General features: G+C 66.4%; 11 protein-coding genes. 1 reads left to right on the top strand and 10 read right to left on the bottom strand.

The window, feature by feature from the left end:
- Positions 1-29 precede the first annotated feature (29 nt).
- The 4 genes from HNO81_RS00605 to HNO81_RS00590 all read right to left on the bottom strand — a co-directional run bounded on the left by HNO81_RS00605 (position 30) and on the right by HNO81_RS00590 (position 5,634).
- Positions 30-1,553, bottom strand: a complete 1,524-nt coding sequence (locus HNO81_RS00605) for an aldehyde dehydrogenase family protein (RefSeq protein ID WP_175316229.1) — start codon at positions 1,551-1,553, stop codon at positions 30-32.
- A 136-nt stretch (positions 1,554-1,689) separates the two neighbouring features.
- On the bottom strand, positions 1,690-3,051 hold the full coding sequence (locus HNO81_RS00600) for a GAF domain-containing protein (RefSeq protein WP_175316228.1): 1,362 nt from the start codon (positions 3,049-3,051) through the stop codon (positions 1,690-1,692).
- An 81-nt stretch (positions 3,052-3,132) separates the two neighbouring features.
- Positions 3,133-4,593, bottom strand: coding sequence for an FAD-dependent oxidoreductase (locus HNO81_RS00595; RefSeq protein WP_217508944.1), 1,461 nt, complete (start codon positions 4,591-4,593; stop codon positions 3,133-3,135).
- A 45-nt stretch (positions 4,594-4,638) separates the two neighbouring features.
- Positions 4,639-5,634 (bottom strand): DNA topoisomerase IB, encoded by a 996-nt coding sequence (locus HNO81_RS00590; RefSeq protein ID WP_175316227.1) that lies wholly within the window; start codon positions 5,632-5,634, stop codon positions 4,639-4,641.
- A 103-nt stretch (positions 5,635-5,737) separates the two neighbouring features.
- Between HNO81_RS00590 and rarD the strand changes: the two genes are divergently transcribed.
- Positions 5,738-6,763, top strand: a complete 1,026-nt coding sequence (gene rarD, locus HNO81_RS00585) for an EamA family transporter RarD (RefSeq protein WP_371818142.1) — start codon at positions 5,738-5,740, stop codon at positions 6,761-6,763.
- 29 nt (positions 6,764-6,792) lie between these two features.
- On the opposite strand, the gene HNO81_RS00580 is transcribed toward rarD, so the two are convergent.
- The 6 genes from HNO81_RS00580 to gabT all read right to left on the bottom strand — a co-directional run bounded on the left by HNO81_RS00580 (position 6,793) and on the right by gabT (position 15,843).
- A complete protein-coding gene (locus HNO81_RS00580) occupies positions 6,793-8,475 on the bottom strand; it encodes an endo-1,4-beta-xylanase (RefSeq protein WP_175316226.1) in 1,683 nt (560 codons plus the stop codon).
- Positions 8,476-8,512: 37 nt separating this feature from the next.
- Entirely contained in the window at positions 8,513-10,297 is a 1,785-nt protein-coding gene (locus HNO81_RS00575) for a polysaccharide deacetylase family protein (protein WP_175316225.1), read from the bottom strand.
- Positions 10,298-10,353: 56 nt separating this feature from the next.
- Positions 10,354-12,168: a polysaccharide deacetylase family protein gene (locus HNO81_RS20335; protein ID WP_175316224.1), complete on the bottom strand. Its 1,815-nt coding sequence runs from the start codon at positions 12,166-12,168 to the stop codon at positions 10,354-10,356.
- Positions 12,158-13,498 carry a glycosyltransferase gene (locus tag HNO81_RS00565; RefSeq protein ID WP_175316223.1) on the bottom strand — a complete coding sequence of 447 codons (1,341 nt, stop codon included), beginning with the start codon at positions 13,496-13,498 and terminating at the stop codon, positions 12,158-12,160. The genes HNO81_RS20335 and HNO81_RS00565 overlap by 11 nt, the downstream gene beginning before the upstream one ends.
- A gap of 3 nt (positions 13,499-13,501) precedes the next feature.
- A complete protein-coding gene (locus tag HNO81_RS00560) occupies positions 13,502-13,945 on the bottom strand; it encodes a hypothetical protein (protein WP_175316222.1) in 444 nt (147 codons plus the stop codon).
- Between the two features lie 527 nt (positions 13,946-14,472).
- Positions 14,473-15,843, bottom strand: a complete 1,371-nt coding sequence (gene gabT / locus HNO81_RS00555) for a 4-aminobutyrate--2-oxoglutarate transaminase (protein WP_175316221.1) — start codon at positions 15,841-15,843, stop codon at positions 14,473-14,475.
- Between the last annotated feature and the right edge of the window lie 9 nt (positions 15,844-15,852).

The raw sequence follows: 15,852 nt of genomic DNA, 5'->3' as shown, positions 1-15,852 counted from the left end.
CTTGCGTCGTTGTAGTGGTGCGGGCTGGCCTAGAAGAAGCCCAGCTTGTTCTCGTCGTAGCTGACCAGCAGGTTCTTGGTCTGCTGGTAGTGGTCCAGCATCATGGCGTGGTTCTCGCGCCCGATGCCCGAGGACTTGTAGCCGCCAAAGGCAGCACCTGCCGGGTAGGCGTGGTAGTTGTTGACCCAGACGCGGCCGGCCTGGATCTCACGGCCGGCGCGGTAGGCCACATTGCCGTTGCGTGACCAGACGCCGGCACCCAGGCCGTACAGGGTGTCGTTGGCGATGCCCATGGCGTCGTTGTAGTCGCTGAACTTCGTCACCGCCACCACGGGGCCGAAGATCTCCTCCTGGAAGATCCGCATCCGGTTGTGGCCCTCGAACACGGTGGGCTGGACGTAGAAGCCGCCGGCGAGGTCGCCGGGAAGTTCTGCGCGGGCGCCGCCGGTGAGTATCTTGGCGCCCTCCTGCTTTCCGATGTCGATGTAGGACAGGATCTTCTCAAGCTGGTCGTTGGAGGCCTGCGCGCCAACCTGCGTTTCGGTGTCCAGCGGGTTGCCCTGGATCATCTTCTCCACCCGGGCCACGGCGTCCGCCATGAAGGACTCGTAGATGTCTTCCTGCACCAGTGCCCGCGAGGGGCAGGTGCACACTTCGCCCTGGTTGAAGGCGAAGAGGGCGAAGCCCTCCTGGGCCTTGTCGTAGAAGGCGTCGTTCTCCTGGGCAACATCATTGAAGAAGATGTTGGGGCTCTTTCCGCCCAGTTCCAGGGTGACGGGAATGAGGTTCTGGCTGGCGTACTGGCTGATCAGCCGGCCGGTGGTGGTTTCACCGGTGAACGCGATCTTCCGGATTCGGGAACTGGACGCCAGCGGCTTGCCGGCCTCCACGCCGAAGCCATTGACCACATTCAGGACGCCGGCGGGGAGCAGGTCCCCGATGAGCTCCATCAGCACCAGGATTGATGACGGCGTCTGCTCCGCGGGCTTGAGCACCACGGTATTGCCGGCGGCGAGCGCGGGAGCAAGCTTCCAGACAGCCATCAGGATGGGGAAGTTCCAGGGGATGATCTGGCCCACCACGCCGAGCGGTTCGTGGAAGTGGTAGGCGGTGGTGTTGTCATCGAGCTGGGACAGGCTGCCTTCCTGGGCGCGGACTGCGGAGGCGAAGTAGCGGAAGTGGTCCGAGGCCAGCGGCAGGTCGGCGTTGAGGGTTTCGCGGATGGGCTTGCCGTTGTCCCAGGTTTCGGCCACGGCGAGCATCTCGAGGTTCTCGTCGATGCGGTCCGCGATCTTGTTCAGGATGGCGGCGCGCTCCGCCACGGAGGTCTTTCCCCAGGAGGGTGCGGCCTTGTGCGCCGCGTCCAGGGCGAGCTCGATGTCCTCCGCCGTACCGCGGGCCACCTGGCAGAACGCCTTGCCCGTCACCGGCGTGACGTTCTCGAAGTACTGGCCCTTCACCGGGGCCACCCATTCGCCGCCAATCCAGTTCTCGTAGCGGTCCTTGAAGGTGACCTTCGAACCGTCGGTTCCCGGCTGTGCGTAAACGGTCATGTGCTTAGCTCCTTTGCTGTGCAGAAGGCTGGCCCGTAAGGGCGCTCGCCGATGAAGCCAGCGTAGGAGCAGGGAGGTTGCAGCAAGGTTGCACCGATGCGACGCAGGTCACAACAGGTGCCGGCTGCGCCGGGTTTCAGGCGCGGAGCTCGGCTTCCAGCCGTTCCAGGTCGGCGACGACGGCGGCCCGCTTGGGTGAGCGCGGCGGCAGGAGGCGGAGCGCGGCGCGGCGGATAACGACGTCGTCCCTTGCCTCCGGGAGCGCAGCGTACTTGAGCAAGGACTCGGCGCTGCCGTCCGTGAGGACCGCCTCCCTGAGCAGGGACGAAACCCGGTTCCGAAGGTCAAGGATGCCGGGTGCCTCCGAGCGCGGGAGCACGCCGCCGCGGTAGATTTCCAGGGCGATCCGGTGCGCACCGCGCTGCAGGCAGCTGAGCACCTGGCCGGTGTCCGGCACCAGGTCCACCGGGAGCCGGTAGGGGCGGGAGCCCGGGACAGCATCCGGGCTCAGCTGCTGGATGACCTTGCGCAGCCGCACCATCTCAGCCCGGAGCGTGATGGTGGAGCCATCCCCCGGGTATAGCAGGGAACAGAGTTCCTCGGCACTGAGTCCGTCCGGATGTGCGCTCAGGAGGGCCAGGATCTCGCTGTGCCGCGCGGACAGGGAAACCGTCCTGCCGCCCAGGCTGAGCAGCGCCTGGTCGCGCCCCAGCAACTGCAGGCTGTTCCGGTAAAGGCTGCCTTCCTGGACACGGCCGCCTTCAGTGCCGCCCTGCCCCTGCCTGGCTGCGGCTGACGGGGACCGCCGTCGTGCAGGTTTCCTGGCGAGCTCCGCCGCGAGCTGAAGGCGCTCAACCCGCAGCTGCGCCTGTGCGGCAGCAACAGTGGCCTCCACGAGCGAGAGAGTGTGCGGCGCCACCGCGGTGGCCGTTCCGGTAATGTCCACCACGCCGAGCACGGCGCCGGAGTCGGGGTCGTGGAAGGGGACGGCGGTGCAACTCCAGGGATGGACGGTCCGCTGGTAGTGCTCGGCGCCGGCGATCTGGATGCCCCGGCCGAGGGCGAGGGCGGTGCCCGGGGCGCTGGTGCCGACGCTGGCCTCGGACCAGTCGGCACCCGGAACGAACATCATGCCTTCGGCGCGGCGCTGGAGGGTGGGGTCCCCATCCACCCACAGCAGCCTGCCCACTTCATCGCCCACCGCAACCAGCAGCCCGCTGTCATGGCTGGGCTGGACCAGGAGCTTGTTGATGACCGGCATGATTGCCGCCAGGGGATGCTGCCGGCGGTAGTCCTCCAACTCTTCCCAGTCCAGGGCCAGCGGCGCCGCCGCGTTGTCGGGGTTGGCCTTGAAACTGGCAGACCTCTGCCAGGACTCCTTGATGAGGTTGCGCAGCCCGGGGATCTCGGGGGTGAGGTTGCCGGGGTCCGAGCCCAGGCGCTCGTGGCCGGCCAGCGCGGCACGCTGGCGTGGTTCAGGGTGGAGCAGGTTCGTCATCGAACTCCCGTTCCGGGGTGTGGACCGGCTGTCCTGGGATGGGGGTGGCCCAGCCAGCATAGCCGGACCGGGCCACCCGTGTCAGCCGCGGGAGATGCGGATCATCTCCTCGCGCGGCACCACCTTGATGCGTTCGCGGACCATGTGGTCCAGTCCCTCGGGCCCGGTCCAGGCGGCACCGAGGCCCGCCTCGTGGGCGTCGAGCTTGTTCCAGCCTTCCCAGGTGGTGTATTCAATGCCGCGCTCTTCCAGCAGGTCGATGATGGCCTGCGGATCCGGGTTCGTGGCCGGCGGGAGGTTCAGCCGGTCCTCCAGCAGGAAGCCGATGGTTTCCAGCGCATCGCCCTTGGTGTGGCCGATCAACCCCACGGGGCCGCGCTTGATCCAGCCCGTGGTGTAGATGCCCGGAACCGGGCTGCCGTCGGCGTCCAGGACACGGCCGCCCTCATTCGGGATGACGCCGCGCTTGGCGTCGTACTCCAGTTCATCCAGCGCTGAGCCGTGGTAGCCGATGGCACGGTAGACAGCCTGGACCGGGTACTCCACGTACTCCCCCGTGCCCTTGGCGTTGCCGGTCCCGTCCAGCTGCATGCGCTCGAACTTGATGCCGCCCACCGTGCCCGTGCCGTCGTCGAGCACTTCGACGGGGCTGTGCAGGAAGTGCAGGTGCAGCCTGCGGGAGGAAGGGTTGTCCGACTCGGCGTGTTCCTCCACCAGCCAGTTGGTGAGGGTGTTCACCATGGTCTTGACCTGGTTGTTGGTGCGGATGGCCTCGTCCGAGGCGTCATCGAACTCAAAATCCTCGGGGTAGAGGACGATGTCGACGTCGTTCATGTGGCTCAGTTCCCGCAGCTCCAGCGGGGTGAACTTGACCTGGGCGGGGCCGCGGCGGCCGAAGACGTGGACGTCCGTGACGGGGGATGCTTTCAGGCCCTGGTAGACGTTGTCCGGGATCTCGGTGGTCAGCAGTTCCTCGGGGTGCTTGACCAGCATGCGGGCCACGTCCAGGGCCACATTGCCGTTGCCGATCACCGCGATTTCCTTGGCCTCCAGCGGCCACTCCCGCGGCACGTCCGGATGGCCGTCATACCAGGACACGAAGTCGGCACCGCCGAAAGAGCCCCGCAGGTGGATGCCCGGAACGTCCAGGTCGGCGTCCTTGATGGCACCCGTGGAGAAGATCACGGCGTCGTAGAAAGCCCGGAAATCATGCAGCGTGAGGTCCCGGCCGTAGGTCACGTTGCCCAGGAACCTGATGTCACCCCGGTCCAGGACCTTGTGCAGGGCGTTGACGATGCCCTTGATGCGGGGATGGTCCGGTGCCACGCCGTACCTGATCAGCCCGTAGGGTGCCGGGTACGCCTCGAAAAGGTCGATGCTGACCTGGAAGTCGCCGTCCTTGACACCACTGGACTTGGTGAGGATGTCCGCAGCATAGACTCCTGCCGGTCCCGCGCCGACAATGGCGACGCGGAGGGGACGGTTGGCGGCGGTTTCGCTGTGATTGGACACCGGGAACCCTTCTGAACTGGTGCTGCTCATGTTTCATGAGGGTGCGCGGCATGGTGCAGCGCACAGTCCCCCATTCTAGTTGGCGGCCAGGGCCACTACCTTGCCTTCGCGGTACAGGAGCGCCCGGAGTTCAGACTCCGCCGAGTCCAGCCGTTTCGGATCGATGGTTTCGCCGTCGTGGTAATGGTCCACCACCCGGGGGTCCACGTAGCTTTTGCGGGCAATGGAGGGGGTATTTCCCAACGTCTCCGAGGCGTCCACCATGGCGCGGCTGATGGCCCGCTTCCGCTTGGCCACTGTCCGCTGGACTCCGGTCCGTGCCAGGCTCTGGGCTGCCGCTACCGTGCCGCGCAGGGTCCTGAAGTCCTTCGCCGTGAAGTCGGAGCCGGTGCGTTCCTTGACGTAGGCGTTGATGTCGGCACTGGTGACCGGACGCCAGGTCCTGCCCTCCTTGTAGGCCAGCAGCCGGGCATTGCCGCCCCGCCGCTTCAGCAGGCGCAGGAGTGCGGCGAGGTCGGCATCGCGGATTTCCGATTCCCAGTCTTTTCCGCTCTTGGCAGGGAAGCGCAGCAGGATCCGGTCCTTCCGCACTTGGACGTGGGCACACAGCAGGGTGGCCAGGCCCCTGCTGCCGTTCTCGTTGGTGTACCGTTCCGAACCCACACGCAGGGATCCGCTGTCCAGCATCCGGAATGCGGCCGCCAGGACACGGTCGCGGCTGAAGCCCTCACCGCGCAGGTCCATGGTGACCCGCCGTCGGGCCGTGGGCAGCGATTCGGCCAACTGGAGGGACCGGTCAAACTTCACCCGGTCCTTCCGCTCGCGCCACTCCGGATGGTAGATGTACTGGCGGCGGCCCACCGCGTCCACGCCGGTCGCCTGGATGTGCCCGTTCTCGAATGGGGCGATCCAGACATCCGTCCAGGCCGGCGGGATGCCAATGCTGTCCAGCCGGTCCCGGATGGGGCCCGGTGGCAGGGTGGAACCGTCCAAGTCCCGGTAACTGAAGCCCTTGCCGGCAGCCACCCTGCGGTAGCCGCGGCCGGAGGCGTTGCTGCGCCGGAGCCTCATCGGGCGGGTTCCGGGAAAGGCGCACGTGTCATGAAAGCAAGCCTACTGATTATTTTGCGGAATACCGCCAGTCTGCAGGAATACCTGCCCCGGGGATGCTGTTATTGACTTCGTGCCCACGCCAGAACGAACCTCCCACGCCACATCCGTCGCCACCCCGGCAGCAGCCGCCCCGGGAGGATCCGGGCCGGGGGCTCCGGGGCAGGCCGCCAAGGACTCGACGGCGGGGATGCTGTTTGGCGTCGGCGCGTACGTTTTGTGGGGGCTGCTCCCCCTGTATTTCTTTGTCCTGATGCCCGCCGGCGCAGTGGAAATCGTGGCCAACCGCGTGGTGTGGTCGCTGATTTTCTGCGCCCTCCTGATCACGGTCACCAGGGCGTGGAGCGTGCTGGCGGCGGCATTGAAGGACCGCCGCGTCTTCGGTTCCCTGGCGCTGGCGGCGTTCCTGATCGCCATCAACTGGCTGACGTACACCTATGGCGTCACCACCGGGCAGGCCGTGGAAACGTCGCTGGGCTATTTCATCAACCCGCTCGTATCCGTCCTCCTGGGGGTGCTGGTCCTGAAGGAAAGGCTTCGGCCGCTCCAGTGGACCGCCGTCGGCGTCGGCTTCGTGGCGGTGGGCGTCCTCACCTACTCCTATGGGAAACTGCCGTGGATCGCACTCACCCTGGCGTTCAGCTTTGGCTTGTACGGCTTCGTCAAGAACCGGGTGGGATCGAGGGTGGACGCCATCACCAGCCTGAGCGTGGAAACCATGGTGCTCGCCCCGTTCGCGGCCGTGGCCATGGTGGTCCTGGCTGCAGGAGGAAACTCAACCCTGACGTCCCAGGGTGCGGGCCATTTCTGGCTGCTGCTGGCCTCAGGCGTGATCACCGCTGTTCCGTTGCTCTTCTTCGGTGCGTCCGCCCGGCGGCTGCCCATGACCACCATCGGCCTGCTCCAGTACTTTGCTCCAGTCCTGCAGTTCCTGGTGGCACTGCTGGTGTTCCGGGAGGCCATGACGGTTGAGCGCTGGATTGGTTTCGGCGTGGTGTGGCTGGCCCTGCTGCTGTTGACCCTGGACATGCTGCGGACGGCGCGCCGCAATTCCCTGGCCCGCAGGGCGGCGGCCCGCCAAAGCGCCTGACCTCCGGGCCTGTCCGGCAGACGCCTGCGTCAGCCGCCCAGGGCGCGCTTGACGGCGTCGTAGGCAGGGGTGGGCTTGCCGTTGTTGAACAGGTGGTCGTGCCCCTGTTGCAGGGTCCCGCCGTCGTCGATCCACCAGTCATAGCGGTCATCGACGCCCCAGGTGGTGTAGGAAATGCAGGAGCGCGAACGCAGGCAGGTGGACACCACCGCGGCGTACTGCTCCGCCTGGGCTTCGGTCCCGTGGTCGTCCGTGACGTCGTTCTCGGAGATCCGGACCCGCAGCCCGGCGTCCCCGAAGTGTTTGAGCGTGCGGGAGAGGCCGTCCGCGGTAATGGCGTCAGTTCCCAGGTCATAGACGTGCGCCTGGAGGCCTGCGCCGTAGATGTGGCCGCCCTGCGCGTTGGCGTCCAGGATGAGTTTGAGCAGCGCGTCCTGGCGGCGTCCCGGCACGTCGGCGCCGTTTTCGTTGATGTACTGCTTGACGTCCGGATCGGCTGCGTAGACGGCTTTGGAGACCACGGCCGGATAGCCCGGCCCAAAGACGCGGTACCAGATGTTTTGCTGCATGCTGGTTCCCTGGTCCACGTCGAAAGGCTCGTTGACCACGTCGAGGGACGCCAGCCGGCCTTTGAAGTGCCCCACCACCGTGGCGATGTAGTCCAGGAGGGCAGCGCCGCTGGCCCGGCGCTCAGCCTCGGAACCGGCAGGCAGGTCCTGCATCCAGCGGGGCATGGCCTCCGTGAAGGCGATGGTGTGGCCGTGCACCGCAATGCCTTTGCTCCGCGCAATGGTAAGGATCGCATCAGCCTCCTCGAAGGTGTACACGCCCTGCTGCGGGGAGAGGAACTGCGGCTTCATGGCGTTTTCCGGCGTGAGGGCGCCGAAGTTCCCCACGAACTCCCGGGCATAGTCGGCGTCGCCGGTGAGCGGGCCCAGTGCCACGGCCGCGCCCATCAGGAAGTCGGGACGGGTCCTGGCGGCGAGCGCCTGCAGGCCGTCCTTTGACGGCTGGAGATCTGCCACGGCGGCCCCCGACGTCCGCAGTCCGGTATTTCCCGGCGCAACCGCCGTGAGCGTGGTGATGTCGAAATCCCCGGATTCGCTGGAGAACCCCAGCCACAGTTCACCGGATGAAAAAACCTTGCCCAGGGGCATCGTGGAAAGGGTGCCGGTGCCGCTGGAAAAGGCCAGGGAGTCGCCGGAGCGGCGCACGGTGAGGGGAGCCCCGGGATCTTTCACGGTCACGTGTTCCTCGTGCACGGGCTTCGGCTGGGACACGTCCTTCTTCTGTGTCCCGTCGAAGACCGCAATCCTGAGGTCATTGCCCTGGAGGGTTAGCCGCAGGCCGGCCGGCTCCACCCGGAACTCATCCGCGATGACGGGCGGCCGGTCATACAGGGCCCAGGATGCGTCCGCTGTCACGTGCGCAAAAGTGGCGGAAAGCGAAAAATCACCGCCGACCACCAAGTGGGTGCCGGCGAGGTTGAGCGGGGGGTTTGGCTGGCCTCCCTCCCCGCTCTGCTCCACGATGCGCCTGGCGGTGGGCGTCACCTGGAGGGCACCCTCCGCTGCCCGGACACCGGGAACGTCCTGCCAGTCACCATCCAGCAGGTCCAGCGTCACATCGGGCTTGGGCGGTGTGCAGGAAGAGAGGATCACGAGGAGGGCGGACACCAGCACCACTGTCAGTGCGTGCCGGTGCCCGCCCATCCTCCGTCCTCTCCCCTGCTGCCGGGACCTGGTGGTGCTAGGACTTGGTCCAGCGGACGTCGTCGAAGTAGGCCTTCAGTCCCGAGTTGCCCTGGACGATCACCTGCAGGCTTGCCTTGGCCACAGAGGTGCTGCTCGGCGAGTACGTGAGGTCCACATTGGTCACGCCGGCTGTTGAGACCCCAAGCTTCCACTGCCCTGAGATCCATTGCCCGGCGGAATTGTATTCGTCGATGTAAAAGCCCATCTCGCCGCTGGTCCGCGCCGTGATGTTGAGGTAGCTGGCAATCTTATAGCTGCCTGGAGCCACGGCCACCTGCGGGGAGAACAGGTGCTTGTTGGCCGTGGTGGCCGTCATCTTGACCGAGTTAACCGGATTGGCCGGGCTGCCATGGTTGGCCGCGTCAGCCACGATGGTGGTGGCGGAGTCCGTCCGCCAGCCCGAGCCGATGCCGGCATCAAAGGTGCCATTCGCCACGAGGTTCGGCGCCGGCGTGGTGGAACCCGCCCCGAGCGCCATCATCTGCATGTTGTCCAGGTAGGCGGTGATGCCGGTTCCGGTCACGTAGACCTGCAGGCTGGCAGTGGCAACGCTGGTGGAGCTTGGCGTGTAGGTGAAGTTCATCGACTCCACCCAGCGGCTGTTTTCCCGCTTGCGGAACTGTCCGGAAATCCACTGCCCGGCCGCGTTGTACTCGTCCACGTAGAAGCCCACTTCCCCGGAGGAAATGGCAGCGACGTTGAGGTACGCCTTGTACAGGTAGCTGTTGGCCGCCGAGACCGCTACCTTCGGTGAGAACAGGTGGCCTGCAGCGGCGCCCGAGACCAGCTTTACGGACTTGGCGGGGTCCGGGAAGCTGCCGTTGGTCCCCGAGTCCGCGGTGATCGTGGCCGGGGCGTCGGTGCGCCAACCGTCGGCGATGCCGTTATTGAATGTGGGGTTGGGAAGCAGGTTGGGGCTGCCGTTTACCAGGCCCTTGCTGACGTTGACGTTCCTGATTTGCCCGGCCGCCACCTTGGTCTGCACGTAGGCGGCCAGCTGGTCCAGCTCGGCCGTGCCGTACTGGTAGTCGTCCGGGTTCTGGCTCGGCGATGGCCGGATGTCGTGGAACGTGAAGATGGCCCAGGTCCTGTTGGCGATGGCCTCGTCAACCTTCGCCTTCAGCGTGGAGACCGGGGTGGTGGCTTCCTGCACCGGGGTGTTGTGGAGCAGCAGGTCACCGAGGGGCCAGATGTTGTTGCCGACGTCGGCAAAGCCACGCATCGAGGTGTAGTACTTCGCTATCCGGGCGAGCGCGGACATGTCGTAGTCCCCGTAAGGTGTGGCCAAGGCGGTGGCGTTGAACCCGTGGGCGGCCAGTGCTGCCTTGCTGTTGGCCAGTTCGGCGTCCACCTGGGCGGCCGTCAGTTTGGTGGCCTGGCAGTCATTGCCCACGCTCACAAGGCACTGGTGGTCAACGGTGTGCGAGCCGATCTCCCAGCCGTAGGTGTTCTGCAGCTGGGTGACCTGGTCCCACGTCATGTACGGAACGTCGGTGTTGGCGCGGCAGGTGTTCGGCACCGTGGTCATCCCCACGCAGTTGGTGATGACGTAGCTGGTGCCGGTGAGCCCGTACTTCTTGAGGGTGGGGGCCGCCTGCGTCAGGGCATTCTGCATCCCGTCGTCGAAGGTGAAGGACACGAGCGGAGTCGGTGCGGGGTTATCGACGGCGGCATTCGCGGCCGCGGGGGACAGCAGCGCGGCGGCTATTGCCCACACAGCCACCCCGATGGTCAGGAGCCTGGCGCGGCGGCGCACCAGGCCGGATCTGGATGTGATCATGACTTTCTCCTTCTTTCGGGTGGCGAAGGCGCCGCGTTTCACCGCGTCAGTGGTGGTCACGGGCCCTGCAGCTGCTCGAACGCCCGCGCGACCGGTTGTACCTGGATCCCGCTGTCGTCGATGAGCTGCAGCTGGGTTGCGAGGACATCGCTGGTGATGGTGCTCCTGTCCCCCGCAATGGTGTTTTTCTGGGTCCCCGACGAATCGGGGGCAGCGATCTGGTGGTAGACCAGGATCAGCCAGCCGTTGGACCGGGCGGTCTCGGCAAGCGCTTCCTTCAGCGTTTCCGTCGTGGTCGCGTCGGTGACGTAGAGGACTTTCAGGTCATGCGGATTGATGTTTTGCCTGGTGTTGATGCCGTCATCAGTGCCCCGCATGATCTTGAAGTACTGGGCCGCATACCAGTCCACCTGGGCGTCGGTCCTGCCGTACGGCGGCGCAAGGTCGTCCGTGGGAAGGCCTGCCGCGGCCAGCGCGTCCTCGCTTCTGCGCAGTTCCTCGTCCAGGCGGTCGGCGCCCACGGATGTGAGGTCGACGTGCTGGTAGGCGTGCGCGGCGATCTCGTGCCCGGCCTGGTGCAACTGCTGGACTTCCGCACCGGTGATGAAGTCCGGCGTCTCGATGGAGCTGGCGTTCACATATTGGGTGGACCGGAAACCGTGCTTGGCCAGGAGCGGCAGCGCCCGGTCGTATACGGACTGCCACCCGTCGTCGAACGTGATGGACACCATGGGCTGGTTCCACCGCAGCGGACCTGGCTTGGTGATGTCCGTGAGCGAAAAGTTGCGGACGGCGGTGCTCCCGTTGCCATGTGCCACCAGGGTGACCATGGCGTTGACGGCGCCGGCCGGGACCTGGAATGCCTCGCTGATGGTGGTCCATTCCCCTGCCGGCGGCACGGTCTCGAGGTTCCGGAACGTCCGTCCGCCGCCCACCAGCTCGAACTCGGCCACCACGTCCACCTCGCGTTCAGCCTTGTAAGCCGCGCCGAACCTGAAATAGCGGTCCTGGGTCACCGGGACGGGCTGGTACTGCCACTTCGCCTCACCGTTCTGGTAGTTCCCGATCCGGGTCCACAGGAAGCTGCCGCGTCCGTCCTCGCCGCGGCCTGACTCCACCGTTGACGTTCCCGACGAGTAGGGGGACCAGGAGGCTGGTTGGTTCGGGTCGGTGCCTGCGAATCCCGGGTTGGGGACCATGTTGGGACCATCCACTGCGGGCGGCGGAAGCTGGACGTCGGCCGCTGCTTCGAGGTAGGCCCCTTCCACCCGGGCGGAGCCGGCGGAGGCGAAGCGGAAGACGTATTCCACCGCAGTGACGGAGTCGCCGCTGTTGAAGGCGTCGCTGACCGTGAACGCCGTGGTGCCTGGCCGTTCCACTGGGTTCCGCAGCTGCTCCAGGGTGGCGCTTCCATCCTTGTGGTACTTCCGGGCCAGGAGCCGGAAATCGGATTCAGTCGTGGTGAACACCTTGAAGAGATAAGTGGTCCCTGGGATCAGGTCCACGCGCGGGCTGGTCAGGGTAACGTCGCCGGATACATAGTCCGTGACGTCAAGCTTCAGTGCCTGCGCCCCCATCTGCCCGGGCACCAGGTTCAGGGACGTTTTTGCACCCCCGCTGTGCGCCGCGGTCCACGCGCCGGAAGGTGCCACCGAGGAACCGGCCGACGGCGCGGGCCCGGGTGTGGCGACGGGTCCGGCTACGGCGGGAAAAAGCGCCGGGAGCAGGTTGGCCCCGGGCCGCGCCTGGGCGAAGCTGCCCAGCCTGCCCGTGTAGATGAACCACCCCGCGGTGATCAACAGGACCACGACGGAGATGACGACAAACGGATTCAGCAGTACCCGGCGGACCCGCCTGGCCCTAGGCGGCACGGCTGGCCACCGCCACGCTGCCGGCCCGCTGCGGAGACTTCCAGGTGTTGATCTCAGGCCGCCTGACCAGGCCGCGGGACCGGGCGATGCAGCGGACAGCTGCAGACAGTTGGACCAGGTCCATGATGTAGAACAGGAAGTAGGCGGTGGGCGCGTACATGCACAGCCGGGTCCGTTCCCGTGGCGTGAGGTTCTCGTCCATGAGGACCGTCAGCAGGGTGTAGGCCGTGATGGTTGCGTATGAGCCGATGATGAGCGCCGGCGTGTATGTGGCCAGCGACCAGTACACGGCGTACGTCCAGGCCAGGGGTGAGACCAGCAGGGTGAACTCGCTCAGCACGGCCATGGGCATCCGGTAGTAGGCCAGGGTCCGGCTGTACCGGCAGCTCGGATTCAGGGTCATGCTGCGGTACTTGATGAGGTTCTGGATGCTGCCGTATTTCCAGCGGAAACGCTGCTTGACCAGGGCGCGGAAGGTCAGTACGCCTTCGGTCTTTGCCACGACGTCTGCGGCGTAGACCATCCGGAAGCGCCTGTTGCCCAGGTGCGTGACCTTCGCGCTCAGGCCGATGTCCTCCGTGACCGTGTCCGTGTCATAGAAGTCCACCTTGCGCAGCACGCGCATCCGGTAGGTGGAGGCCACCCCACCCACCACAAACTCACAGTTCAGCAGCGAGTAGAGCTTCTTGGACCGGTAGCCGATCATGTGTTCGAAGCGCTGCAGGATGCCAAGGGCCGTGGTGTCCTCCATGATCTGGACATTGGCTGCCACGCCGGCCACGTACGGATCGTCGAAGTATGACAGCGCGTTGGCGATGGCGTCCGGCTGGATGACCGAGTCGGCGTCGAGAGTCATGACGAACTGGCCCCGCGCGAACCGGCGCAGCACCGAGTTGAGCGCCGCCCCCTTTCCCACGTTGCGGTGCATCCGCACCACGCGGAGGTCCATCCCGGGATGGCGCAGCTGGTAGTCGCGGACCAGGCGCCCGGTGAGGTCAGCCGAGGCGTCGTCCGCCACGAGGACTTCGAAGGCGGGGTAGGTGCTGCGCCGGATGGAATCCAACGTCCGGACGATCACTGCTTCCTCGTTGTGGGCCGCAATGACGATGGAAACCAGGCCCGGCACCTCGGGGAGCGCCCGCCTGGTCCAGGTGGCGGTGGAAGCACATTCCGGCTGGTACTGGGACGGAAGCCGGACGCCCGTGAGTCCCTTCCGGCGCTGCTGCCAGATGTCGTAGAAGTTGGCGCCGGCCAGGTACAGGCCAAAGTGCACCACATAGAGGATGCTGACGGCCGCGAAGAGCCAGAAGACCACGAGCGCGATATCCATCGCTCACCCGTCCGCGGAGTTGGCGGCCAGCACGTTCCTGAGGGCTTCGGGCAGCGGGACGTTGGCCGGTTGGAGCGGGTCGATTCCGGCTGCGATAGCAGGCACGACGGCGATGGCCGGCTTGACGGCTGCAGCGGCGGCTTGTGCAGCGGCAGCCCCGGCAGCCCCTGCCACGCCAACCCCGGCGGAGCCTGCCGGACCAGCGGCTGCGGCTGGACCCGCAACGGCCGGGATGTCCGTGGCGGCCGTGATCCGGGCCAGGGCCCTGCGTGCGGCGTGGCGGTAGAACCGGATACCCACGAAGCGGATGATCACGGTGAGGACCACCAAGGCCCACAGCACCAGGCTCATCTGGGCCACGAAACTGAGCAGGTTCTCGAACATGGCGCCGTCCCTGCCAAAGGTTGCGGCTGAAGGCACGGCGAAGGACCCCGGGTGCGTCACCACAGGCCCTCCCCGTTTCCCCGTAAATCTTGCGTCATTGCTGAAGGCTGCATCGTTGCCTTCCCCCTGTCTTGAGCAAGTTGAGCGTCATTTGGGCTATGGGGTGTCGCCACCTGGGGTGCCCATGCACCAGGCGTTGTGGAAGTTCCTGTCGTCAGTGCCATGGCAGGGCAGCGTCATTACCCTGCGGCTGACTTGTTTGGGGAGCGCCAAAGCAGCTCCGCAGTGTGGGGTGGCAGGTGGCGCCTCAGGCATCCGGCGTCGCGCACTGCCCACCCGTTTATAGGTCAAAATTACGGATTCCGGCGGAGGGCGGACACGAGTAACGGGTACTCTATAAAGATTTTTGGGGCTACTTACCAAAGGGTTTTTGGGGGACCGACGCCTGCCCGCCGCGCCGGTCGGGATGTTAGGTAGTTGTCACGGTCCGGCGCCGGGGCCTAGGTATCCCCCTATGCGGGCTTTCCGGCAACGAAAAAGGCAGCACCCCGGCGGGGTGCTGCCTTTCCCGGTACTCCGGAGTGGGGCTGCTAGGCGTTGGCCTTGATGGCCGCGGCGAGGACTTCCAGGCCGTCTTCGAGCAGTTCATCGGTGATGACCAGCGGAGGCAGCAGGCGGATGACGTTGCCGTACGTGCCACAGGTGAGGATGATGACGCCTTCCTTCAGGCAGGCGGCGGCGACGGCCTTGGTCAGGTCCGGGTTGGGTTCCTTCGAACCGGCCTGGACGAGTTCGACGGCGAGCATGGCGCCTCGGCCGCGGACGTCGCCGATCACGGCGTTGCCGGCGCCGGCCAGCTCGGACTGCAGGTCGCGCAGGCGTGCCGTGGCGATGGCTTCGATGTGGCGGGCGCGGCCGTTCAGGTCGTACTCCTCCATGGAACCGATGGACGCCAGGGCGGCGGCGCAGGCCACCGGGTTGCCGCCGTAGGTGCCGCCCAGGCCACCGGGGTGCACGGCGTCCAGGAGGTCGGCGCGGCCGGTGATAGCGGACAGCGGCATGCCGCCGGCGATGCCCTTGGCCATGGTCAGGATGTCCGGGACGACGCCTTCGTGGTTGACGGCGAACCATTCGCCGGTGCGGCAGAAGCCGGACTGGACCTCGTCCGCGATGAAGACGATGCCCTTTTCCTTGGCCCAGGCGGCCAGTGCCGGCAGGAAACCCTCGGCCGGGATAATAAAGCCGCCCTCGCCCTGGATGGGCTCGATGATGATCGCGGCGACCTGGTCCCCGCCGATCTGCTTCTCGATCATGGTGATGGCGCGCTTGGCAGCCTCGGCGCCCGTGATCGCGGGGTTTTCCTCGCGGTACGGGTAGCTCATGGGCATGCGGTAGACCTCGGGAGCGAACGGACCGAAGTTGGTCTTGTACGGCATGGCCTTGGCGGTCAGCGCCATGGTCAGGTTGGTGCGGCCATGGTAGGCGTGGTCGAAGGCGACGACGGCGTCCCGGCCGGTGGCGAGGCGGGCCACCTTAACAGCGTTCTCCACTGCCTCGGCGCCGGAGTTGAAGAGGACCGTGCGCTTCTCGTGGTCGCCGGGGGTGAGGCGGTTCAGCTGTTCGGCAACGGCCACGTAGCCCTCGTAGGGGGTGACCATGAAGCACGTGTGCGTGAAGTGCTCCACGGCTTCCTTGACTGCTCCCACAACGGCGGGATCGGATGCACCCACGCTGGTCACGGCGATGCCGGAGCCCAGGTCGATGAAGGAGTTGCCGTCGACGTCGTGGATGATGCCGCCGTCGGCGTCGGCAACGTAGACCGGGACGCTGGAGGCGACGCCGGCAGCCACCACGGACTTGCGGCGCTCAGTCAGTGCCACGGACTTGGGGCCCGGGAAGTCGGCCTGGACGTTGCGCTTCTGGTCCAGGCGGAAGGTGATGTCTGATGCGGTGGTGGTCATGGTGCTTTC

Source organism: Pseudarthrobacter sp. C4D7, assembly GCF_013359725.1.
Taxonomy (GTDB): domain Bacteria; phylum Actinomycetota; class Actinomycetes; order Actinomycetales; family Micrococcaceae; genus Arthrobacter.
The sequence above is the reverse complement of the archived record's forward strand: the minus strand, read 5'-3'. Positions and strand labels throughout refer to the sequence as shown.